22 protein-coding genes and 1 tRNA gene are annotated in these 21,477 nt (G+C 67.2%); 7 read left to right on the top strand and 16 right to left on the bottom strand.

Features of this window, described 5'->3' with window-relative positions; genetic code table 11:
- Position 1 precedes the first annotated feature (1 nt).
- Together BEP68_RS07410 and BEP68_RS07405 are read right to left on the bottom strand one after the other, a co-directional pair.
- Positions 2–412: a VOC family protein gene (locus BEP68_RS07410; protein ID WP_056279056.1), complete on the bottom strand. Its 411-nt coding sequence runs from the start codon at positions 410–412 to the stop codon at positions 2–4.
- A gap of 5 nt (positions 413–417) precedes the next feature.
- Entirely contained in the window at positions 418–816 is a 399-nt protein-coding gene (locus BEP68_RS07405; protein WP_232224559.1) for a helix-turn-helix transcriptional regulator, read from the bottom strand.
- Between the two features lie 179 nt (positions 817–995).
- On the opposite strand from BEP68_RS07405, the gene BEP68_RS07400 reads away from it, so the two are divergent.
- Positions 996–1,595 (top strand): HdeD family acid-resistance protein, encoded by a 600-nt coding sequence (locus BEP68_RS07400; protein WP_053096073.1) that lies wholly within the window; start codon positions 996–998, stop codon positions 1,593–1,595.
- 63 nt (positions 1,596–1,658) lie between these two features.
- On the opposite strand, the gene BEP68_RS07395 is transcribed toward BEP68_RS07400, so the two are convergent.
- Positions 1,659–2,423, bottom strand: a complete 765-nt coding sequence (locus tag BEP68_RS07395) for an SDR family oxidoreductase (RefSeq protein WP_056278725.1) — start codon at positions 2,421–2,423, stop codon at positions 1,659–1,661.
- Between the two features lie 120 nt (positions 2,424–2,543).
- Here BEP68_RS07395 and BEP68_RS07390 point away from each other — a divergent pair, with 120 nt between their 5' ends.
- The 4 genes from BEP68_RS07390 (at position 2,544) to BEP68_RS07375 (ending at position 5,232) form a co-directional block, all read left to right on the top strand.
- Entirely contained in the window at positions 2,544–3,017 is a 474-nt protein-coding gene (locus BEP68_RS07390; RefSeq protein ID WP_053096071.1) for an NfeD family protein, read from the top strand.
- Positions 3,018–3,026: 9 nt separating this feature from the next.
- Positions 3,027–3,953 (top strand): SPFH domain-containing protein, encoded by a 927-nt coding sequence (locus BEP68_RS07385; RefSeq protein WP_053096070.1) that lies wholly within the window; start codon positions 3,027–3,029, stop codon positions 3,951–3,953.
- Positions 3,950–4,723, top strand: coding sequence for a glycerophosphodiester phosphodiesterase family protein (locus BEP68_RS07380; protein WP_187249639.1), 774 nt, complete (start codon positions 3,950–3,952; stop codon positions 4,721–4,723). The genes BEP68_RS07385 and BEP68_RS07380 overlap by 4 nt, the downstream gene beginning before the upstream one ends.
- Before the next feature lie 125 nt (positions 4,724–4,848).
- On the top strand, positions 4,849–5,232 hold the full coding sequence (locus tag BEP68_RS07375) for an RNA polymerase-binding protein RbpA (RefSeq protein WP_053096068.1): 384 nt from the start codon (positions 4,849–4,851) through the stop codon (positions 5,230–5,232).
- Here BEP68_RS07375 and lnt read toward each other — a convergent pair.
- From lnt to BEP68_RS07330, 9 genes are read right to left on the bottom strand one after another with little or no spacing between them, the layout of a single operon-like run.
- Positions 5,229–6,752: an apolipoprotein N-acyltransferase gene (lnt, locus tag BEP68_RS07370; protein WP_187249638.1), complete on the bottom strand. Its 1,524-nt coding sequence runs from the start codon at positions 6,750–6,752 to the stop codon at positions 5,229–5,231. The genes BEP68_RS07375 and lnt overlap by 4 nt on opposite strands.
- An 11-nt stretch (positions 6,753–6,763) precedes the next feature.
- Complete coding sequence (locus BEP68_RS07365; protein ID WP_261987773.1) at positions 6,764–9,241, bottom strand: DEAD/DEAH box helicase; 2,478 nt, start codon at positions 9,239–9,241, stop codon at positions 6,764–6,766.
- Complete coding sequence (gene tatC / locus BEP68_RS07360; RefSeq protein ID WP_056278720.1) at positions 9,238–9,996, bottom strand: twin-arginine translocase subunit TatC; 759 nt, start codon at positions 9,994–9,996, stop codon at positions 9,238–9,240. Before tatC ends, BEP68_RS07365 begins: the two co-directional genes overlap by 4 nt.
- 54 nt (positions 9,997–10,050) lie before the next feature.
- Positions 10,051–10,308 carry a Sec-independent protein translocase subunit TatA gene (gene tatA, locus BEP68_RS07355; protein WP_053096064.1) on the bottom strand — a complete coding sequence of 86 codons (258 nt, stop codon included), beginning with the start codon at positions 10,306–10,308 and terminating at the stop codon, positions 10,051–10,053.
- 27 nt (positions 10,309–10,335) lie between these two features.
- Positions 10,336–11,325, bottom strand: a complete 990-nt coding sequence (locus BEP68_RS07350) for a helix-turn-helix transcriptional regulator (RefSeq protein WP_053096063.1) — start codon at positions 11,323–11,325, stop codon at positions 10,336–10,338.
- Positions 11,322–12,317, bottom strand: a complete 996-nt coding sequence (locus tag BEP68_RS07345; protein ID WP_187249637.1) for a helix-turn-helix transcriptional regulator — start codon at positions 12,315–12,317, stop codon at positions 11,322–11,324. The genes BEP68_RS07350 and BEP68_RS07345 overlap by 4 nt, the downstream gene beginning before the upstream one ends.
- Complete coding sequence (locus BEP68_RS07340; protein ID WP_187249636.1) at positions 12,317–13,234, bottom strand: hypothetical protein; 918 nt, start codon at positions 13,232–13,234, stop codon at positions 12,317–12,319. Before BEP68_RS07340 ends, BEP68_RS07345 begins: the two co-directional genes overlap by 1 nt.
- A gap of 10 nt (positions 13,235–13,244) precedes the next feature.
- On the bottom strand, positions 13,245–14,264 hold the full coding sequence (locus BEP68_RS07335) for a tRNA (adenine-N1)-methyltransferase (RefSeq protein ID WP_053096060.1): 1,020 nt from the start codon (positions 14,262–14,264) through the stop codon (positions 13,245–13,247).
- Positions 14,261–14,944, bottom strand: coding sequence for an HAD family hydrolase (locus tag BEP68_RS07330; protein ID WP_072591272.1), 684 nt, complete (start codon positions 14,942–14,944; stop codon positions 14,261–14,263). The genes BEP68_RS07335 and BEP68_RS07330 overlap by 4 nt, the downstream gene beginning before the upstream one ends.
- Positions 14,945–15,035: 91 nt before the next feature.
- Here BEP68_RS07330 and BEP68_RS07325 point away from each other — a divergent pair, with 91 nt between their 5' ends.
- On the top strand, positions 15,036–15,884 hold the full coding sequence (locus BEP68_RS07325; RefSeq protein WP_053096058.1) for a PAC2 family protein: 849 nt from the start codon (positions 15,036–15,038) through the stop codon (positions 15,882–15,884).
- A gap of 18 nt (positions 15,885–15,902) precedes the next feature.
- Here BEP68_RS07325 and BEP68_RS07320 read toward each other — a convergent pair whose 3' ends face one another.
- Both BEP68_RS07320 and BEP68_RS07315 read right to left on the bottom strand, forming a co-directional pair.
- Complete coding sequence (locus tag BEP68_RS07320; protein ID WP_053096057.1) at positions 15,903–16,727, bottom strand: undecaprenyl-diphosphate phosphatase; 825 nt, start codon at positions 16,725–16,727, stop codon at positions 15,903–15,905.
- A gap of 45 nt (positions 16,728–16,772) precedes the next feature.
- A complete protein-coding gene (locus BEP68_RS07315) occupies positions 16,773–18,068 on the bottom strand; it encodes a M20/M25/M40 family metallo-hydrolase (RefSeq protein WP_187249635.1) in 1,296 nt (431 codons plus the stop codon).
- 113 nt (positions 18,069–18,181) lie between these two features.
- On the opposite strand from BEP68_RS07315, the gene BEP68_RS07310 reads away from it, so the two are divergent.
- A tRNA-Leu gene (locus BEP68_RS07310) sits at positions 18,182–18,264 on the top strand.
- A gap of 122 nt (positions 18,265–18,386) precedes the next feature.
- On the opposite strand, the gene BEP68_RS07305 is transcribed toward BEP68_RS07310, so the two are convergent.
- Both BEP68_RS07305 and BEP68_RS07300 read right to left on the bottom strand, forming a co-directional pair.
- Complete coding sequence (locus BEP68_RS07305; protein WP_187249634.1) at positions 18,387–19,484, bottom strand: VIT1/CCC1 transporter family protein; 1,098 nt, start codon at positions 19,482–19,484, stop codon at positions 18,387–18,389.
- A 124-nt stretch (positions 19,485–19,608) separates the two neighbouring features.
- Entirely contained in the window at positions 19,609–21,351 is a 1,743-nt protein-coding gene (locus BEP68_RS07300; protein ID WP_072591269.1) for a DEAD/DEAH box helicase, read from the bottom strand.
- Positions 21,352–21,477: the final 126 nt, after the last annotated feature.

Here is a 21,477-nt window from a genome sequence, read left to right as displayed (position 1 = left end):
GTCAGCCGGCCTGGTTGATTCGGAGCAGGTTGCCTGCGGGGTCTCGGAAGGCGCAGTCGCGCACGCCGTAGGGCTGGTCCATGGGCTCCTGCACCACATCGGCGCCGTTGTCGACAAGTCGCTCGAACACCGCGTCGAGATCGTCGCTCGCGAGAGTCAGCGCGCCGTAGCTGCCCTTCGCGATGAGTTCGAGGATCGTCTGGCGCTCGGCGTCCGTGATCCCGGGATCGGTTGCCGGCGGGTGCAGCACGATCGACGTCTCCGGCTGCCCCGCGGGACCGACCGTGAGCCACCGCAGGCCGTCGTAGCCGACGTCGTTGCGCACCTCGAAGCCGAGGGCGTCACGGTAGAAACCGAGAGCCGCCTCGGCATCGGTGTGCGGAAGGAATGCGTAGTGGATGCTGATGTTCATGAGACTCACGTTAGGTGCGCGCCCGTGCGCGGCGCTTCTTGATTCCTGATCGGTCGGATGACGTGCTTCGCCTGGAACGTCGGAATACCGTCGACGTCGGCGGCGCGCTCACGATACACGCGGGGTGGGACACCGACCAGTTCCGTGAATCGAGTGCTGAACGTGCCCAGCGATGAGCATCCGACTTCGAAGCACACCTCGGTGACGCTGAGGTCGCCGCGGCGCAGCAGAGCCATCGCGCGCTCGATCCGCCGCGTCATCAGATAGGAGTATGGCGACTCGCCGTAGGTCTCCTTGAAGCGCCTGCTGAGATGGCCGGCCGACATGTGTGCTCCGCGGGCGAGCGCCTCCACATCGAGAGGCGTGGCGTACTCGCGGTCGATCCGATCCCGCACCTTGCGCATCACGACGAGCTCGCGGAGCCGCGCGTCATCGTCCGAGGTCACCCCCTGATTTTGCCATGACCGCGCGTGACGGAGTGTGAACGTCGGCGACATATCGATATCGGGTTCCCCCATCCGTCACCGGACAGCGCTACTCTGTCAGCATCCCTCACAGGATTTTCTCAGAAAGGGTCCCCACCATGACTGATTCCCTCGCTTCCGAAGCGAAATCGCTGTTCAAGTCCATTCGAGTCGTCCTGGCCGTCTCCGGTGTCATCGCACTGATCGCGGGCATCGTCCTGCTCGTCTGGCCCGCCAAGTCCGCCGTCATCGTGACGGGCATCTTCGCCACCTACCTCGTGATCGCGGGCCTCGTCTACATCGGGCTCGGCATCTTCTCGCGCGTGAAGGGCGGGTGGGCTCGAGTCGGGCACATCGTGCTGGGCCTCGTGTACATCGTGGCCGGCGTCATCGCGTTCGCGAACCTCGGCGTCGCCGCTGCCACTCTCGCGCTCGTCGTCGTCATCTTCATCGGCATCAGCTGGATCGTCGACGGAGTGGTGGCGTTGTCGCTTCTCGGAAAGGACGGCTCGCGAGTCTGGACGCTGCTTTACGCTCTGCTCAGCATCATCGCCGGTATCGTCGTCCTCTTCTCGCCCCTGTACGCGGCAGCCGTGCTCTGGCTGGTGCTCGGCATCTCGCTCGTCGTCCTCGGGATCGTGCAGATCGTGCGCGCGATCACACTGGGCAAGGACGCGAAGGAGTTCGTGGCATCGGCGAAGGCCGACTCCGCGCTCTGATCCTCCCCGCAACGCGAAGAGCCCCGTCCACGCGGACGGGGCTCTTTCGGTGCTATCAGCCGCTCACTCCGCGGCGAATGCGCTCACATCGCCGACGAGACGCGTGTTGTCGGCGGGGACAGCGTCGATTGCCGCGCGAGCGACCTCCGCGGCGAACTCCGACACGTTGTAGAGCTTGCCGGCGGATTCGCGCCGCTCCGCGATCGCTCCAGGGTTGGCGCGCTCGAGCAGAGTCGCGGTGATCGTGCCTTCGATCATGTCTCCGGACACCACGGTGAAGCCGATGCCCTTCTCCGCGAGCCCGGGGATCCGCTCGCGGAGCGCGTCTTCTCCGGCACGCTTCGACAGGGCGACGGGCTCGTACTCCGGCATGGTCGGGGTGGTGCGGATGAAGTGCGCCTGGTGGCTCGTGACGAAGACGACCCGCGCGCCGTCGCCGAGCAGCGGAACAGCCGCATCGAGGACGTTCAGCTGCGCGTCGCGGTTGAGGGTCAGGGCGTAGTCCTCGGCCATTCCCGATTCCATGCCGCCGGAGGCATTGAGGACGAGGACGTCGAGGCGTCCGAACTCGGCCTTCACCGCATCGAACATCTCGCCGACGGACGCGGGGTCGGTCAGGTCGGCACCGACGACCAGCACGCGGCGGCCCAGCTCGCGCAGCTGCCCGGCGAGCTTCTCTGCACGTGGGGCCTTGTTGCGGAAGTTGATCACCACGTCGGCGCCGGCCTCGGCGAGGTAGCGCACGGTGTCCGCCCCGATGCCTCGAGACGAGCCGGTGACGAGGGCGACCTTGCCCTCGAGAGAACCTGCGGGAAGAACGTCGGTCACAGTGACTCCTCTGATGCGTGATTCGCCGTGATGACACGGCGCTTTCAGACTATCAAGCCGGCCCCGTCCAGCCGGGACCGGGCTCGACCTGCGTGATAGGTTGACCGCAAAGGAGGCCGCATGGACAACTTCGCGACATTCGTTCAGTTCATCGACCAATGGGCATGGATCGGTTGGCTGATCCTGATCGCCATCTTCCTCGTGATCGAGATGCTGACTCTCGACTTCACCTTCCTGATGCTGAGCTTCGGCAGCGTCGTCGGGCTCGTCACGGACTTCCTCGGCATCCCGGTCTGGGTACAGGTGCTGATCGCCGCCGCGGCGGCCGCGCTCTTCATCCTGTTCCTGCGTCCGCCGCTGATCAAACGCCTGCATCGAGGCGAGGACCCGACCAAGTCCAACGTCGACGCGCTTCTCGATCTCCGAGGCATCGCGCTGCAGGACATCACCCAGATCTCCGGCCAGGTGAAGCTGAGCAACGGCGACACCTGGACCGCCCGCACCGCCGGAGCCGTGCCGATCCCGCAAGGATCACCGATCGCCGTCATGACGATCAACGGCGCGACCGCGACCGTCCGTCCCGTCAACGACTAGGAGAGTCTCTTGGACGATGCATCGTTCATCCCCGCAGCGATCGGGTGGATCCTCGTCATCGCGATCATCATCTTCGTGGTGGTCACGCTGGCTCGCTCCATCCGCATCATCCCCCAGGCCACGGCCGGCGTGGTCGAGCGCCTGGGCCGATATCACAAGACACTGACGCCGGGTCTGAACATCCTGGTGCCGTTCATCGACCGGCTGCGTCCCCTCATCGACATGCGCGAGCAGGTCGTTTCCTTCCCACCGCAGCCCGTGATCACCGAGGACAACCTGGTGGTCTCGATCGACACCGTCGTCTACTTCCAGGTGACCGATGCTCGCGCTGCGACATACGAGATCGCCAACTACCTGGGCGCCGTCGAGCAGCTGACGACGACGACACTGCGAAATGTGGTCGGTGGACTCAACCTCGAGGAGGCCCTGACCAGTCGTGACAACATCAACGGACAGCTTCGCGTCGTGCTCGACGAGGCGACGGGCAAGTGGGGAATCCGCGTCGGCCGCGTCGAGCTGAAGGCCATCGACCCGCCCATCTCCATCCAGGACTCGATGGAGAAGCAGATGCGCGCCGAGCGGGACCGTCGAGCGGCGATCCTCACGGCTGAGGGAACCAAGCAGTCGGCGATCCTCGAGGCCGAAGGTGCGCGACAGGCCGAGATCCTCCGCGCAGAGGGCGACAAGCAGGCCGCCGTGCTGCGCGCCCAGGGTGAGGCCGAAGCGATCCAGAACGTGTTCACCGCCATCCACCAGGGCGAGCCTGACGACAAGCTGCTCGCGTACCAGTACCTGCAGATGCTTCCGAAGATCAGCGAAGGCCAGTCGAACAAGCTCTGGATCATCCCGAGCGAGCTGACCGAGGCGCTCAAGGGCATCGGCACCGCGTTCACCCCGCGACCGGGACAGCCCCCGACGAACCTGCCGGGCGCGTGACGCACCCGTATTTCGTCAAGGCGCGTCACCCCCGAGTCCTCGCTCACCGCGGTCTGATCACCGCGGCGGGCGGGGACTCCGGTGTCTGGGAGAACTCGGCCGCCGCCGTCGCCGCCGCTCATGCCGCCGGAGCAGAGTACATCGAGACCGACTGCCGGGTGACGGCCGACGGTGACGTCGTGCTCTTCCACGACGCGACGCTGCACAGACTGGCCGACGATCCCCGTCCCGTCGGTGAAGTGCGCACCCGCGAACTCGCCGCGATCTTCTCCGACCACGGCGGGCTGCTCACGGTCGCTGACGCACTCTCCGCCTTCCCGACCACGCGCTTCAACATCGACGTCAAGACCGTCGACGCGGCAGCACCCCTCGGCCCCCTCCTGGCGGACCACACGCACCGAGTTCTCGTGACCAGCTTCTCCGATGCGAACCGACGTGCGACGATCGCAGCGGTCCTGCGCGCGGGGGCTCCGCTCCGACCGGCGACGTCGGGCGGCAGCCGCACCATCGCCGCGGTCCGCGCTCTCTCCGCTCTGCGCCTCTCCCCCGGCCGCGCTCTGCTCGACATCGACGTGCTGCAGATTCCTGAGCGGCATCGCGGCGTGAAGGTGCTGACGCCTGCACTCCTCCGAGCGGCGCACCGGCGCGGCGTCGAGGTTCATGTGTGGACGGTGAACGACGCGGACTCCATGCGACGACTCGTCCGGCTCGGTGTCGACGGCATCGTCACCGACCGCGCCGATCTCGCGCTGGTCACGATCGGCCGCTGAGACCGCCACGCCGCCATTACGCTGTGGCGCTGGGATTCCGCTGTGAATAGCGCCGAGAACGCGCTCGTATGGATGAAGCGCACAGGCTGGAGCGTTATACCTGACAGCGACGAGAGGACCACACAATGGCAGATCGCAGCCTACGCGGCATCCGACTCGGCGCCCAGAGCCTACAGAGCGAAGAGGGCGTCGTTTTCATGGAGCGCCGTGAAACCACCTACATCTGTGACACCTGCGGCCATGTCACGAACCTGATGTTCTCGGCGGACGCAGAGCCGCCCCAGACGTGGGAGTGCCGTTCCTGCGGAGCGGACGCGCGCCTGAACGTCGACGGCCAGGCCGTCACGCTCGATGCCACGGACGAGAAGGCCGCCCGCACACACTGGGACATGCTTCTCGAGCGTCGTACCCGCGCAGAGCTCGAGGAGCTCCTCGAGGAGCGACTCGCCTTCATCCGTGCCCGCCGCGGCGCAGGTGAAGACCCGACCCGCGAGAAGATCGGCGCCTAGCGCCTGCGGGCGCGCAACCACCCGAAGGCCAGCGCGCCCAGTCCACCCCAGACCAGAAGAACCTGGATCCAGGGTCCCAGGACGACTCCAGCAGTCAGGCCGGAGCGCAGCTCGACATCTTCGAGCAACGCTCCGGCCTTTCCTGCATCCAGGCTCGAGACCGTCGTGCCATCCGCGCGGATCACCTGGCTGGTGCCGACCGTCGAGATGTTCACGACGCTGCGGCCGGTCTCGATCGCACGCATCCGCGCGACGGCGAGTTGCTGCAGATTCTCATTCGTCCCACGGAAGTCCGCGTTGTTCGTCTGGAAGACGAGCACTTCGGCACCGTCTGCCATGCCCTCGCTGATCACGTCGTCGTAGATCACGTCGAAGCAGATCGCCAGCCCGACCTTCACACCGTCGACGTCGATGACCGGCGGATTCGAGCCCGGGGTGTACTCGCGCTGGATCAGACCGATCAGATCGGGTGCGAGTGCGTTGAAGAAGGCGCGGTCGGGGACGTACTCCCCGAAGGGGACCGGATGCCGCTTGTCATGGACCTGCCCGTCAGCGCCCTCTTCCGTCCAGAGCATGGACGTGTTGTAGAAGAGACCGTCTCGTTCCGTGGCGGCATTCGCCAGCAGCGGTGCGCCGACACGCGAGGCGATCGCGCTCATTCTTCTCGCCAGAGAGTCCGATTGGAACGGATCGAAGTCGAGCGACCCCTCGGGCCAGACCAGCAGGTCGACGTCCTCGCCGTAGAGCGGTTCGGTCGCGTCGGTCTGCGCGTCGATGAGCGAGTAAGGCTCGCGCTCGTCGAAATACCCGCTCGGCCCGTTCCCCTGCACTGCCGCGATGCGCAGCGATCCGCTGGTGGTCGTGGGGAAGAGCGGTGTGAGCAGCAGAACCACGGTCACGACGACCGGTGCGATCAGCGCAGCCGGCCGGCGCCAGAGTCGTTCGCGCACCACCTGGATCACGAGGGCGACGAGGAACACCATCAGGAAGCTGAGACCGCTCACGCCGGTCCAGGACGCGACGTGAGCCAGCGGGCTCTCGGCCTGGCTCATGCCCAGACGAGCCCAGGGGAACCCTCCATAGGGCCAGGAGCCGACGAACACCTCGCGCCCGACCCAGAGCGCCGCCACCACGGCCGGAAGGAGCAGGAGCCGCGCCCAGACGCTCGGGAAGGCTCGGGGCATCCAGCGATAGGCGAGGGTGATCAGGATCACGGCCACCGCCGTGAGCACGCCTTCCAGGACACTCAGCGCCGCCCAGGGCAGCGGGCCCAGGTAGCGAGATGTGAACGACACGAGCAGTCCGAAGAAGAGTACACCGTAGACGAGTCCGACCGCCAGAGCTCCGCCGGCCCGTCGACCGATCAGCGCCACGAGCAGCAGCGCTGTGGCCGGGAAAGCCAGCACCCACACCGCAGTGGACGGATAGGACAGATTCATCAGGAGCGCGGCCATCGCCGCAGCGGGGAGGGCGAGCGAAAGCGGCAGGAGGGGGCGCTGCGGCACGCGGGGTTCGGGCATCCTTCCTATTCTCACATCGAGGAATAGGCGACGATGCCGCGACGGACGCCGTCCAGAGCCACGCGGGCGTTGCGGGCCAGCGCACCGTCTTCCGCGACGATCGAGAGCTGATCGAGCAGATCGATCGTCTGTTTGGCCCATCGCACGAAGTCGCCGGCCGCCATGTCTGCGTCCACGAGGACGCGGTCCAGCATCCCTCCTCGCGCCCACGAGTGCATCGCACCGGCGAGGCCCGCCGACAGAGGCTCGGATCCCGGCAGATGGTGGTCCTTCTCGAGGTCGTCCAGCTCGGCCCACAGGGTCGTCGTCTTCTCGTACGCTGCGCGGAAGGCACCTCGGGGCAGGTCCCGCTCCCCCGCATTCGCCTCGTCGCGACGAGGCTCGTAGACGAGGCAGCACGCCATCGCAGCGAGAGACGGCGCGTCGAGACCGTTCCACAGCCCCTGCCTGAGAGATTCGGCCACCAGCAGATCGCGTTCGCCGTAGATCCGGCGCATCGTCCGCCCGGCCTCGGTGAGCGTTGTCTCGCCCTCGTCGTCTCGGTGGAGATAGTCCAGGGTCTCGAGCACCTCGACGACGCGATCGAAGACGCGCGCCACCGTGCCGGTCCTCGTCTCGATCTGTCGGCGGATGCGATCGTTCTGACGCTTGAGCTTCCAGTACCGCTCGGCCCAGCGCGCGTGGGCTTCGCGATCAGGGCATCGATGGCATCCGTGACGCTGCATGCGCGTGCGGAGGCTGTGGATCTGCTTCATGCGCTTGTCACGCGATGTGCGCGTCGCGTTCGAGTCCTGGCGGTTCTTCTTCTCGAGATCGCTCAGCTCGCGGCGGATGGAGGCGTAATCGAGGAAGTCGCCGTGATCGCAGACCATCGCCGCCTTGTACCCGTCCAGCGACTCCTCCGCTTCGCGGACCTGTCTCGCCAGTCCGACGACTGCGCGGTCGGCCTGGAACTGCGCGAAAGACGACTCGAGCACTTCGCGGGCCCGGGGCTTGCCGAACAGGTCGATCAGGTTGACGGCCATGTTGTACGTCGGCCGGAAGCTGGAGTTCAGCGGATAGGTGCGGCGAGACGCGAGGGCCGCGACCGCCTGCGGATCCATGCCCTCGGTCCACTGCACCACCGCGTGACCTTCGACGTCGATGCCGCGTCGTCCCGCGCGACCGGTGAGCTGCGTGTACTCCCCCGATGTGATCGCGACTCGGGCCTCGCCGTTGAACTTCTCCATCTTCTCGAGAACGACGGTTCTCGCGGGCATGTTGATGCCCAGAGCCAGGGTCTCGGTGGCGAAGACGACCTTCACGAGCTTGCGCTTGAAGAGGTCCTCGACGACCTCCTTGAAGGCCGGCAGCAGACCCGCGTGGTGCGCAGCCACACCGCGCTCGAGGTTCTCGAGCCACTCCCAGTAGCCCAGCACACCGAGGTCCTCATCCTGCAGCGAACGGGTCCGGTCCTCGACGATCGCTCGGATCTCCGCGCGCTCCTCGGTCGACGTCAGCCGCACGCCCGATCTCCGGACCTGCTGCACCGCCGCATCGCACCCGACTCTGCTGAAGATGAAGAAGATGGCAGGCAGGAGATTGGCCTGCTCGAGCAGCCGCACCACGTCCGGGCGATCCATGCGCTCGATCCGACGCACATTCGCGGAACGGACGGGGCGACGTCCGCCTCGTGGCGGGCGCTGCGCCTGTCGGCCGGCATGACGATTGCTGCGATACTCCTGCGCCGAACGGTTGTTGTCGTAGTTGGAGCCGGTGAAGGAGCGGATCCGCATCAGCTCCTGATTGACCTGTGCGGTCGCGATCCCCGCCCGATCGTCGAAGAGTGGCAGCAGATCATCACGGACGAGCACGTGCTGCTCGAGCGGAACCGGACGGATCTCCGAGACGATCACCTCGGTGTCCCCGCGCACGGTGTCGAGCCAGTCCCCGAACTCCTCGGCGTTCGAGACGGTGGCGCTCAAGGAGACCAGCCGCACGTGCTGCGGCAGGTGGATGATCACCTCCTCCCACACTGCCCCGCGGAAACGATCCGCGAGGTAGTGGACCTCGTCCATGATGACGTAGCGGAGGTCCCGGAGCGCGGCCGAGTCGGCGTAGATCATGTTGCGCAGCACCTCGGTCGTCATCACGACGATCCGGGCGTTGCCGTTGATGTTCGTGTCGCCGGTGAGCAGACCGACGTCGTCCGGGCCGTACACATCGACCAGCTCGCGGAACTTCTGATTCGAGAGCGCCTTCATCGGCGTCGTGTAGAAGGCCTTGTCCCGTGGAGTCTGCATCGCGAGATGGATGGCGAACTCGCCGACGATCGTCTTGCCTGCACCGGTCGGCGCGGCGACGAGCACGCTCTGGCCGTCTTCGAGTGCGTGGCATCCTTCGACCTGGAAGGGGTCGAGCTCGAACTTCTGGTTCGCAGCGAAGGCGACGGTCGCCGGGTGCCCTGCCGCCTGTCGAGCCGCGGCGTATCGTTCGGCCGGCGAGCTCATACGGCCACGGGTTCGATGCCTGCAGCGGCGTCGCGCTTGCGCTTGCGTCGGTCGAAGAGCATCGAGATGAAGGTCGCCGCGAAGTACAGCACGATCATCGATCCCATCAGCAGCAGCATCGAGAACACATCAGCAGGCGGAGTCGTGACGGCGGCAAAGATCGTGCACACCAGGATGGCGACGCGCCAGCCCTTCAGGATGTCGCGGCCGGACATGATGCCGGCGAGATTGAGTGCCACCAGGAAGACAGGCAGCACGAAGGCGATGCCGAGCACGAGCAGGAACTTGAAGACGAAGTCGTAGTAGGTGGAGTAGTCGAAGAACTGCGCCATGCCGGTGGGGACGAACGACGCCATGACTTCGATCACATGCGGAAGCACGAAGAACGCGACCGTGCAGCCGCCGAAGAACAGCGGGATGGCCGCCCCGAGGAATCCCCAGGTGTACTGGGTCTCCTTCTTCGTGAGCCCCGGCATGACGAAAGCCCAGACCTGCCACAGCCACACCGGCGCGGAGATCAGGAGTCCGATTGCGAAGGCGATCCGCATGCGCAGATCGAACCCGCTCGTCACGGTGGTGAAATTCAGACCGGTGTACTCGCGCCCCTGCTGCTCCGCGATCGTGGCGATCGGCACCGAGAGCAGGTCGATGATCGGCCCTGTCACGAAGAAGGCGATGATCATGCCGACCACCAGGGCACCAGCCGCGATGAACAGACGCTTACGGAGCTCGATCAGGTGCGCGCCGAGAGACATCCGCCTGTCACGGCCCGGCGTCTCCTGGTCGGCGGAATCGAGAGCGGACACGAACTAGGCGGATCGAGGAGGCTGACCCGGATCCGTGTCGCGAGCCGTCACCGTGGTGTCTGCGACCGAGGTCGTGGTGGTCGGGGATGCCGGATCTGCGGCATCAGTCGCGTCCTCGTTCTTCATCGCCTTCATCTCGCCCTTGAACACCCGGGCGGACTGACCGAGGCTCTTCGCCAGTGCCGGCAGCTTCGCCGCACCGAAGAGCAGCAGGATGACGGCGAGGATGATCAGCAGATGTGGCCAACCGAAAGCGCCCATGATTCTCCTTCGTCGTTTGGTGAAAGTCTAACGGGCGTTGTCGCCTTCGGGGTGGCGATACAGGGCGAGTCCGGCCGCAGCCCATTCCCGCGCGGCAGTTCGAGCGACCCCGGGATCCACCACTTCGAGGGCGCCGCCGAACTTCGCCGCCAGTCGCTTCACTCCCCGAGGGTCTGCGAGATGCAGCCGAACTGTGACGATCCCATCGCTGACGTCGGAGTTGTCGGCCGTCAGGAAGTCCCCGAGCAGGGGCGCCATCCGCTCGGGCACCCGCACTCGCACCTCCCCCTCGTCCTCGACGGCCGAGAAGGCCTCAGGGACGTGCTCGCCCGCGTGCGTGATCGGGATGTCGGTCAGCCGGGCATCGCTCACGCGATCCAGGTGGAAGGTGCGCATGGCCTGTCGCATGTGGCACCACCCCTGCAGGTACCACTGCGCGTTGGTGATGAGCACCTGCACGGGATCCACGGTGCGCGTCGTGGGCGCGGCATCGGGAGCCTGATACGTGAACGACACGGCGACGCCGTTCTGCACGGCCCTCGACACCACCTGGCGGACCTCGTCGACGGCGCTGGGTGCGACGACGACCTCGGCCGGCGCATCGGCCGCGCCCCGCGAGAGCTTCGAGATGAGGCCGCTGACCAATCCCGAGTCGGAGACCGCCGGCACGGCCGCGACCATCTGCAGGCCCGCGAGGAGCGCGGCGGCTTCTCGGGCCGTGAATCGAGGAACCCGGCGCAGAGCGACATCGTTGGTGATCTCGATGATGTCCTCTTCGTCGAGGAGGTCCCAGTTGATGTCGAACATCTCCTGCGGCTGCTGCCAGAAGCCGGAATCACCGGGCAGGCCGATGACCGTGAGCTTCTCGACCATCTGCCGCATCTCCGTCGAGGTCACACCGAACTCGGCAGCCGCCTCGGCGAGCGAGACCTGTCCGTGCTCGAGGAGATAGGGCACCAGAGTCAGATAGACGCGGACTCGGTCAGCGGCGAGCAGCGGCTTGCCTTGGGCGCTCATCGGACCTCCCCCTCATCCGAATTCGTCGCCACGACCGCGGTCAGGCGATCGACGACGGCCGAGCGGAGCTCCGCAGGCTCGACAACCCGCACCTCGGGACCGTACGACGCGAGCTCGTCGGCGAAGATGTGCAGGTCCACGAACGGGACGAGGATGCCCTGGGTCGCCGCCGGAGTCGCCCGGCGGCCGAGCCGCAGCGACGCCTCGGTGCCGGGTGTGACCTCGAGCAGCGCAGAGTTCTGAGCGGCGACGCGCTCGAGACCGGCCAGGGCACGCTCCCCCGCGCCCTCGCGCAGCGCAGGGTCGAATGCCTTCGCCGTGATCTTCACATCGCCGACGATCCTGCTGAGCAGGAACATGCGGTCCTGCTCGATGTCCACATCGACGCCGAACACGTGCCATCTCGCTTCATAGTCGACGAGCGCGAGCGGGCGGATGCTGCGGCGCCGCGGTGCGCCCTCCCCCGGCTTGAGGTAGTCGAAGACGACCACGCGGCTCTTCTCGATCGCATCCTGCAATGGAGGGAAAGCGGCATCGCGCGCGGTGATCCGCGGCGCGAACCCGATGATCGGTTCGTCGCCGTCGATCCCGAGCGCCCGGATCTTGCGCACGCCGGCCTTGGCGTCGCCGGATGCGGACTCGGCGCTCCACACGCTCCCCGCCAGCTGCAGCACGGCGAGCTCGGCGGCCGTGAACTCGATATCGCTGGGCAGGTCGTATTCCGCCTGCGGAATACGGTATCGCGCTTCGCGGAGGTCATTCGGATCGGCCTGATCCCCGATCGTCTCGACGGGGACGCCGAGAGTGCGCAGCTCATCCTTGTCGCGCTCGAACATCTTCTCGAGTGCATCCGAGCGCACGCCCGCATCGGCGCGCTGACGGTAACCCGACACGTTGTCGAGGATCTGCTGCTTCGTGAGCCCGATCTCCGTGGCCATGAGCGCCACGACGAGATTCGTCAGGCGCTCCTCCGCGGGAATACGGGCCGCCATCACTGCTCCGGGACGGGAACGACGCCCAGGATGTCGACCACGATCGCGGTCGCCGGGTTTCCGTCTGCCTCGGGCACGACGACCAGGAGCTGGGAGCCGACCGTCGCGCCGACGAGCTCCTTCGCTGCGGGGCCGATGTTGGGCTCGGCACCCCACGTGCTCGAGGTGACCGTCTTGTCGTCCCATCCGAGCGCCATGATGTTGGTCACGATGGTCGATTCCTTCTCGACCTTCTCCCCGTCACCCTTGATGAGCGTCTGAGTGACGGTCTCGGTGGGGGCGTCGCTGTCGGGGATGATCACTCCGGGGGTGCCATCGGGAGCGCGGACGACCGTCGGCAGGCCCCGGGCGTCGTTGAACTGCGATGAGCCCTCGGCGTGAGCGAGGTAGACATCCTGGAGGTCGATGATGGCGACCACGTTCTCATCCTCTTCGAGACCGAAGGCCTCGACATTCGCCTCGCCGAAGTCCTCGGGGGTCAGCACCGCGACGATCCGGCTGCCTCCGGTCGCGCACTCCAAAACGGTCTCGAGACCGGCGGACCGCTCTGCCCAGTAGGAGATGCTGTGCACACGGCTCGGGTCGCCGTTGAACTCGGACTCGTACAGCTTCTCGCCGCTCTCGCCGCCATAGAAGGCGATGTCGAGCACCATCGGCTGGGAGGTGGTGGTGAGGGTGTTTCCCTCTCCGGTCACCACGTCGGTGAAGGACGTCTCGTCCGCCTTCACCGGGCTGTACACGGTGACGTCCGGAGCCTCTCCGAGGTCGCCCTCGACGGTGACCGAATCCTTCACGGATGCGGTCGATGCCGCCGCCCGATCGCACGCATCACCGGCGAACGAGGGCGCCGAGGCGCATCCGGTCAGAGTGAGGACGGCGAGGCTGATGGTTGCCAGAACGGCGGACGTTTTACGCACGCGCTCCAGTCTATTCCGTCGGTGGCTCGGATTCGCGCGAACCGGCGGCGAGACGGGCGCCCTCAGCGGCCTTCGCGGCCTCTCTCGCCCGCTTGCGCAGATTCTTGTCGTTGATCTCGCGATCGCCGACAGCCCCCGGCGTCCACGCCTCGACATCTGCATCGCCGTAGCTGCTCTTCGATGCCCTGCGCTTCACCTGAGGAGCCACGGCGCCCGGCGCCAGCCGACGAGCCGTGAGGAGGAAGCCGGTGTGCGCCACCATCCGGTGATCGGGCCGCACGGCGAGACCCTCGACGTGCCAGCCGCGAACCATCGTCTCGGACGCCTCGGGATCCGTGAACAGGCCCGTGCTCCGGATGTACTCGGCCACCCGCGAGAGCTGCGTGGCGGTGGCCACGTAGCACAGCACGACGCCGCCGGGGGTGAGTGCGTCGGCGACGACATCCATGCATTCCCACGGCGCGAGCATGTCGAGTACGACACGGTCGACCGTGCCCGCCGGGAACTCCGCCGGCAGCGCATCCGCGAGATCTCCCACCACGACGTCCCAGGTGTCCGGCGTCTCGCCGAAGAAGGTCTCGACGTTGCCCCGTGCGACCTGGGCGAAGTCCTCACGACGCTCGAACGACACCAGCCGGCCGACCGGACCGATGGCCCGCAGGAGCGAGAGCGAAAGGGCACCCGACCCGACACCCGCTTCCACGACGACGGCACCGGGGAAGATGTCGGCCTGCATCACGATCTGCGCGGCGTCCTTGGGGTAGACGATCGCGGCGCCGCGCGGCATCGACATCGCGAAGTCGCGGAGCAGAGGCCGGAGCGCGAGGTACTCGTGTCCCGAGCTGTTCGCGGCCACTGAGCCGTCGGGCAGACCGATGAGGTCGCGGTGCCGGAGCACGCCCTGGTGCGTGTGCAGCTCGCCGTCCTCTCGGAGGGTCACGGTGTGCAGGCGACCCTTGGGGCCGGTCAGCTGCACCCGATCGCCCTCGCGGAACGGCCCGCTCGGCCGCTGTGAGGTGGTGTCGGTCATCGGGTGGCTCCCGTCATGGAGGTCTTTCGGTCGAAGAGTTCGATCAGGTCGGCGGCGGTGCGCCCCTCGAGGCTCGGCCACAGCTCATGCGCGCCCACGTGATCGAGCGAGACGATATGCGGCACGCCGAGGGCGACGGCGCCGGATGCGATGCCCGCGCGGAGCCCGGTCGGCGAGTCCTCGATGACCACCGCATCGGCGATGTCGATCTCGAGCAGGGATGCCGCGTGGAGGTAGGGCTCGGGGTGGGGCTTCGGGTTGGTCACATCATCGCCGGCGACGACGATGTCGAAGGCCTGGAACTCGATCAGGTCGACGACGCTCAGCGCCATGCGACGCAGCGACATCGTGACGAGTCCTGTGGGGATCCCCGCTGACCTCAGGTCCTGCAGCAGCTCGCGGGCGCCGGGCCGGAAGGGCACTCCCTGCGTGCGCAGTGCATCCTGCACGCCGTCGGTGAGGAGCGAGATGATCGCCTCGGCATCCATGTCGACGCCCGCGTTCTGAAGGATGATCGCGCTGTCGATGAGTCCGTTGCCGACGAGCTGAAGCGCATCCTCGTGGGTCCACGTGCCGCCGAAGGATTCGACCAGCGCGGTCTCGGCCGCCATCCAGTACGGCTCGGTGTCGACGAGTGTTCCGTCCATGTCCCAGAGGATCGCGCGGGGCTGTCTGCTCACCGAACCATGTTACCCGTGGCTCCACCCCGTCCCCGCGCCGTCGGACTAGCCTGGAGGGATACCGATCCGGAATCCACGAAGGGAGCCCACGATGGATGGCCTCGGTTCACGCATCGTCATCGTCGCCTTCGACGGGTGGAACGACGCAGGGGAAGCCGCGAGCGGCGCGGTCGCCGCACTGCGCGAGACGACGGACTACGACCTCGTGCACTCGATCGACCCGGAGCTGTACTTCGACTACCAGTACACGCGCCCTGCGACGAAGATGGACGCCGAAGGGCGTCGCCAGCTCACCTGGCCCGAAGCCGGACTCTGGCGCCCGCGCGACCCGGGTCCCGGCCCCGAGTTCTGGATCCTCACGGGAGTGGAGCCTGCGCGCACCTGGCAGGCTTTCGCGTCGGAGTTCATCGACGTCGCTCTCCGCGACGACATCACGGGCTTCGTGACGCTCGGCGCGATGCTCTCCGACGTGCCCCACACCCGCCCCATCTCGATCTTCGCCTCGAGCCAGAACGAGCAGGTCCGCGAGGCGCACGGCCTCGAGCGCTCGCTCTACGAAGGCCCCGTCGGAATTCTCAGCGTCATCGAGCACTTCGCCGAGAGCGCCGGCATTCCGACCGCCAGTCTGTGGGCGAGCGTGCCGCACTACGTCGCCTCCGCCACACCGTCGCCCAAGGTGACCCTCGCTCTTCTCGATCGGCTCGAGGAGCTGACCGGCGTGGACGTGCCTCGCGACCATCTGCGCACCGAGGCCGCCGCCTGGGAGGCATCGATCGATGCCGCCGCCGCGGACGACGAGGACATGACCGAGTACATCCATCAGCTCGAGCGCACGCGCGACACGTGGGACTCCCCCGATGCGTCGGGCGATGCCATCGCTCAGGCCTTCGAGCGCTATCTCAAGCGCCGTGGCGACGGCCCCGGCGACCACAAGCGGTAGTCGCCGGGGCCCTCGTCATCACGCCGCGATGACGCCGGTCCCCAGCAGCACCAGGAGGACGGTGCCCAGGAGGATGCGGTAGATCACGAACGGCAGGAAGCTCCGCTTCGAGATGTAGTTCATGAAGAAGGCGATCACGCCGAGCGCCACGACGAATGCGATGCCCGTCGCCGCGAGCGTGTCTCCGAAGGAGAAGAACGACGGCTCGTCCCAGCTCTTGAACACCTGGTAGAAGCCACTGCCGAACACGGCGGGGATCGCGAGCAGGAACGCGTAGCGAGCGGCTGCGGCACGCTCGTAGCCGAGGAAGAGTCCCATCGTGATCGTTCCACCGGAGCGCGAGACTCCGGGGATCAGCGCCAGAGCCTGCGCGAAGCCGTACGCGATGCCGTGCGGGTAGGTGAGCTGATCGAGCTTGCGCCGCTTCGCGCCGACGTGGTCGGCGATCCCGAGCAGGATGCCGAAGACGATCAGCATGATCGCGACGATCCAGAGGGAGCGGAAGACGGTCTCGATCTGGTCCTGGAAGAGCAGCCCCAGGACCACGATCGGGATGCTGCCGATGATGATCATCCATCCCATGCGCGCATCCGGATCGCTGCGCGGGACCCTGCCGGTCAGCGACCGGAACCACTGCGCGATGATCCGCACGATGTCGCGCCAGAAGAACACCACGACCGCCGCCTCCGTGCCGATCTGGGTGATCGCGGTGAACGCGGCGCCGGGATCCTCGCCCGACGGCAGGAAGGTGCCGAGGATGCGCAGATGGGCGCTGGAGGAGATCGGGAGGAACTCTGTGAGTCCCTGGACGATGCCGAGGATGAGCGCTTCGAACAAGTGCATGGAGGAGCTTTCTGAGTCGTGGTGCGCGGACGTGGAGCCGAGAGCTCAATACGTGCGCAGCAGATCGGCCAGCACCCGCTGACCGAAGACAAGCGATTCTACGGGCACCCGCTCATCGACCCCGTGGAACATCCCGGTGAAGTCGAGGTCTGCGGGAAGCCGCAGCGGCGCGAACCCGTACCCGGTGATTCCGAGATACGCGAGCGCCTTGTTGTCGGTTCCTGCACCCAGCAGGTACGGGATGACCGGCACACCGGGGTCATGCCGGCCGAGACTCGCGACCATCGCCTCGACGAGCTCGCCGTCGAAAGGCGTCTCCATGCCGATGTCCCGCACCACCGTCTGGATCTCGATCTCGTCGCCGACGATCTGCTGCAGCTCGGCGAGCACGTCGTCTTCGGTTCCGGGGATCACCCGCACGTCGATCAGCGCCTCGGCACGCTCGGGGATCACGTTGTGCTTGTATCCGGCGGACAGGGCGGTCGGGTTCGTCGTCGTGCGGAACGACGAACGGAGGAAGGCCTCGGCGGGCCCGGCAGCCGCCGCGAGGGCATCCGGGTCGTCGACGGAGCGCCCGGTGAGATCGCTCAAGCCCTGCAGCAGTGCCTCGGTGGTGGGAGTGAGTCGCAGGGGCCACCGCGTGCGACCCAGGGCCGCCACGGCCTCCGCGAGCTTCGTGACCGCATTGTCGTCGTGGAGACGGCTTCCGTGGCCGGCGCGGCCCTTCGCCACGAGGCGTATCCAGATGAGCGCCTTCTCCCCCACCTGCAGCAGGTAGGCGCGGCGATCGTCGACCGTGATCGAATAGCCGCCCACCTCGCTGATCGCCTCGGTCGCGTCCTCGAACCACTCGGGGCGGTTCTGCACCACGAGAGCCGATCCCTCCACTCCGCCGTTCTCCTCATCGGCGAAGAAGGCGAGCACCAGGTCGCGTTCGGGCTGCTCGCCCGCTCGCAGCAGGTCGCCGACCGCCGTCAGGATCATCGCGTTCATGTTCTTCATGTCGACGGCGCCCCGCCCCCAGAGCATGCCGTCCTTGACGACGCCCGCGAAAGGATCGACGGTCCAGTCCTCGGCCATGGCCGGGACGACGTCGAGGTGGCCATGCACCACGAGCGCCGGCTTGCTCCGGTCGCGTCCGGGCACCCGCGCCATGACGTTCGTGCGCCGCGGGATGGGCTCGTAGTACTCGACTTCCAGGCCGAGATCCTGCAGATAGGCGCCGACGTACTCGGCCGCTTCCCGCTCGCCCTTCGCGTTGCCCCCGCCGAAGTTCGAGGTGTCGAATCGGATCAGGTCGCGCGCGATGCGAACCACCTCGGGCAGAGACACGTCAGTCATGGAGTCCAGGCTATCGAAAGGCCGTGGCGCGCCCGGGCGTCGCCGTCGGTTTCTGAGTGCCCCGAAGCTCGTGCTAATGTAAATCTTCGTTCGGCAACGAACATCCAACACCTGCGCGGGTGGCGGAATGGTAGACGCGCTACGTTGAGGTCGTAGTGCCCGTAAGGGCGTGGGGGTTCAAGTCCCCCTCCGCGCACACACTGGCCCCGGATATCCACATGATATCCGGGGCCTTCTTCGTTTCCGATGTCGCCGTGTCATCGGACAGGACTCGCGTGGATCGTCGAGTCCTGTCCGACGCGGTCCGGCCGGCGCCTGTCAGACCGCGCCGACGCCGAACACCAGACCGAGCACGTATGTGACCGCTGCGGCTCCGAAACCGATCGCCAGCTGACGCAGTGCACGACGCAGGGGCGGCCCTCCGGACAGGATGCCGACCATCGCTCCCGTCGACAGGAGCGCGATGCCCACGAGCACGAGAGCGACGACCACCGCTGTGGTCCCCTCGAGCCCGAAGAGCCACGGGAGCACGGGGATGATCGCGCCGGATGCGAAGAGCAGGAAGCTCGAGATCGCGGCGGTCCAGTCGCTGCCGACGATCTCGTGGTCGTCTCCGGCGTGGACGTGGACCGGCCCTGTGGCTGTGCGTTCCACGCCGGCGCGCGCGGCATCGACGATGCGCCGTGCGCGCCCCAGAGCCTCCTGCTGGCCGATCCCGCGCGCCCGGTATACCAGAGCGAGCTCGTTCTCATCGATGTCGAGGTCGGCGGCGGATGCGGCAGCATCCTCGTTGGCCTCCGTCGACGCGAGCAACTCTCGTTGAGACCGCACGGACACGAACTCCCCCGCTCCCATCGACAGCGCGCCGGCGAGCAGGCCTGCGATGCCGCTGAACAGGACGAAACCCGAACTGACGCCCGTGGCGCCGATGCCGAGCACGAGCGCGAGGTTGCTCACGAGGCCGTCGTTGGCCCCGAAGACCGCTGCGCGGAACGAGCCCGACAGGCGACGCCGACCCCGCGCAGCGAGACCGCGAACCACCTCGTAGTGCACTTTCTCGTCAGCGCGCATCGCCGGCGTCGCGTACTGCTCCGAGTCGTACGGTGAACGTGCCTCGGCGCTCTGCGCGAGGGCGAGCACGAAGATGGATCCGAAGCGGCCCGCCATCCAGCCGAGGAGGCGGGAGCGGACGCCGGCGCGTGGCAATCGGCCCGGTTCCGCGCCGAGCAGATCGAGCCAGTGCTGCTCATGGCGCCGCTCGGCGTCGGCGAGGCTGAGAAGGATCTCACGCTCCTCCCCCGTGCGTCCGCTCGCGAGCTTCTGGTACACGTGTCCTTCGGCGCGTTCCTCGACGAGGTACCGCGCCCAGCGGCGGCGGTCTGCGGCGGTGGGCTCGGCGGCAGCGGGGGCTGTCATGAAGTCTCCTGATCGACGGTCCCGTTCTCGGGGCAACCGTTCAACGCTAGCTTCGGGAGCCCGTCTCAGTCGCACCCGGCGACGGTATTGCCAGCTTTTCGGGTATCCGAACCGACGCCAGGGTTCAGGAGCGGACGCGCTTGCGGAGTACGTCGATACGGGACTGCAGCTGCGTCACGGTCGCCTGGGCGACTGCTGGTCCACCGCAGATCCGGCGCAGCTCGGCATGGACCGCACCATGCGGTTCGCCCTTCTGACGGGCGTACAGCCCAACGAGGCTGTTCAGCAGTTGCCGCTGCTCGCGCAGCGTGCGGTGCAGGGGCGCAGGGAGCGTCGTCGTCTCGGTGGGACCCGCCTCGGCTTCTCTCGTCTCTCGCAGTCGCGTCTGCCGTGCCTGTCGCTGCATCAGGAGCTCGTGCACGTGCTCGGGCTCGAGAAGACCGGGAAAGCCGATGAACTCCTCTTCTTCGGGGGTGCCCGGTTCGGCCAGCTGACCGAACTCCTGGCCCTCGAACACGACCCGGTCGAAGTGGGCCACCGACGAGAGCGCCTGATAGCTGAATTCCTGGGTCAGCGCGTCGGACGCGTCGTCCTCGCGGTTCGCGGAGTCGAGCAGCGAGTCCTCGAGCCCGTCGTCGTCCTTCGACTGACGGTCGAGCGCGTGATCGCGCTGCTTGTCCATCTCGTTCGCGAGACCCATCAGGACCGGCACCTGAGGGAGGAATACGCTCGCGGCCTCGCCACGGCGGCGTGCTCGCACGAATCGGCCGATGGCCTGAGCGAAGAACAGCGGCGTCGACGACGACGTGGCGTAGACGCCGACCGCGAGGCGCGGCACGTCCACCCCCTCGGACACCATGCGCACCGCGACCATCCAGCGGTCCTCGCTGTTGCTGAACTTCTCGATGCGTTCGGAGGCCGTCGCGTCATCGGACAGGACGATCGTCGGCTGCTGACCGGTGATGCTGTGCAGGATCTTGGCGTAGGCACGCGCGACGGTCTGATCGGTCGCGAGCACCAGGCCGCCGGCATCCGGAACGTGATGCCTGATCTCGGTCAGACGACGATCGGCTGCGGACAGCACAGCCGGCATCCACTCGCCCTCGGGGTCGAGCGCCGTGCGCCAGGCCTGCGAGGTCACGTCCTTTGTGTTGTCCTGCCCGAGATGCGTCTCGAGTTCGTCTCCGGTGCTCGTGCGCCATCGCATCTTGCCGGCGTACATGTGGAACAGCACGGGGCGGACGACGCCGTCGGCCAGGGCGCGACCGTAGCCGTAGTTGTAGTCGGTGCGGGAGATCCGTGCACCGGACTCGTCAGGGTGGTACTCCACGAACGGGATCGGTGCGGTGTCGCTGCGGAAGGGCGTCCCGGACAGCAGCAGTCGGCGCTTCGCCGGCCCGTACGCGTCTCGGATCGCATCACCCCAGCTGAGGGCGTCTCCGCCGTGATGCACCTCGTCGAGGACGACGAGGGTCTTCGCATCCTCGGTCAGATGACGGTGGACCGACGACTTCGCCGCGACCTGCGCGTAGGTCACGACGGCGCCGTGGTAATGCCGCGCCGGCGCCCAATGACTGTTGCGGAACCGGGGATCCAGACGGATGTGCACCCGCGCTGCTGCATCGGCCCACTGCGTCTTGAGATGCTCGGTCGGCGCGACCACGATGATCCGGTTGACCTCCCCCATGCGCATGAGCTCGACCGCGAGGGTGAGCGCGAAGGTCGTCTTGCCTGCACCGGGTGTCGCCGCGACGAGGAAGTCACGCTGATCCGCCTGGAAGTACTGTTCGAGCGCCTCCTGCTGCCAGGCGCGCAGCTTGTTCGCAGTACCCCAGGGGGCGCGCTGGGGGAAGGACGGAGAAAGCATCGAGTCAACGATAATCGCTGCCGCCGACACTCGGCACGCTCACGCGATCCGCCGCGCGCGTCCTCCCCACAGCCCACGCACCCGAGTAGGCTCGGTCACTGCGTGGCCGCCCCAGATGGGCCGCGT

Source organism: Microbacterium sp. 4-7, from assembly GCF_014332665.1.
Taxonomy (GTDB): Bacteria; Actinomycetota; Actinomycetes; order Actinomycetales; family Microbacteriaceae; genus Microbacterium.
This window is presented reverse-complemented; position numbering and strand designations above follow the sequence as displayed.

Excerpts from the sequence above, each read along its gene's own strand:
- BEP68_RS07410 (WP_056279056.1), bottom strand. The coding sequence starts at position 412 with ATGAACATCAGCATCCACTACGCATTCCTTCCGCACACCGATGCCGAG.
- BEP68_RS07405 (WP_232224559.1), bottom strand. The coding sequence starts at position 816 with ATGCGCAAGGTGCGGGATCGGATCGACCGCGAGTACGCCACGCCTCTC.
- BEP68_RS07400 (WP_053096073.1), top strand. The coding sequence starts at position 996 with ATGACTGATTCCCTCGCTTCCGAAGCGAAATCGCTGTTCAAGTCCATT.
- BEP68_RS07390 (WP_053096071.1), top strand. The coding sequence starts at position 2,544 with ATGGACAACTTCGCGACATTCGTTCAGTTCATCGACCAATGGGCATGG.
- BEP68_RS07375 (WP_053096068.1), top strand. The coding sequence starts at position 4,849 with ATGGCAGATCGCAGCCTACGCGGCATCCGACTCGGCGCCCAGAGCCTA.
- lnt (WP_187249638.1), bottom strand. The coding sequence starts at position 6,752 with ATGCCCGAACCCCGCGTGCCGCAGCGCCCCCTCCTGCCGCTTTCGCTC.
- BEP68_RS07365 (WP_261987773.1), bottom strand. The coding sequence starts at position 9,241 with ATGAGCTCGCCGGCCGAACGATACGCCGCGGCTCGACAGGCGGCAGGG.
- tatC (WP_056278720.1), bottom strand. The coding sequence starts at position 9,996 with ATGTCTCTCGGCGCGCACCTGATCGAGCTCCGTAAGCGTCTGTTCATC.
- tatA (WP_053096064.1), bottom strand. The coding sequence starts at position 10,308 with ATGGGCGCTTTCGGTTGGCCACATCTGCTGATCATCCTCGCCGTCATC.
- BEP68_RS07350 (WP_053096063.1), bottom strand. The coding sequence starts at position 11,325 with ATGAGCGCCCAAGGCAAGCCGCTGCTCGCCGCTGACCGAGTCCGCGTC.
- BEP68_RS07345 (WP_187249637.1), bottom strand. The coding sequence starts at position 12,317 with ATGGCGGCCCGTATTCCCGCGGAGGAGCGCCTGACGAATCTCGTCGTG.
- BEP68_RS07335 (WP_053096060.1), bottom strand. The coding sequence starts at position 14,264 with ATGACCGACACCACCTCACAGCGGCCGAGCGGGCCGTTCCGCGAGGGC.
- BEP68_RS07325 (WP_053096058.1), top strand. The coding sequence starts at position 15,036 with ATGGATGGCCTCGGTTCACGCATCGTCATCGTCGCCTTCGACGGGTGG.
- BEP68_RS07320 (WP_053096057.1), bottom strand. The coding sequence starts at position 16,727 with ATGCACTTGTTCGAAGCGCTCATCCTCGGCATCGTCCAGGGACTCACA.
- BEP68_RS07315 (WP_187249635.1), bottom strand. The coding sequence starts at position 18,068 with ATGACTGACGTGTCTCTGCCCGAGGTGGTTCGCATCGCGCGCGACCTG.
- BEP68_RS07305 (WP_187249634.1), bottom strand. The coding sequence starts at position 19,484 with ATGACAGCCCCCGCTGCCGCCGAGCCCACCGCCGCAGACCGCCGCCGC.
- BEP68_RS07300 (WP_072591269.1), bottom strand. The coding sequence starts at position 21,351 with ATGCTTTCTCCGTCCTTCCCCCAGCGCGCCCCCTGGGGTACTGCGAAC.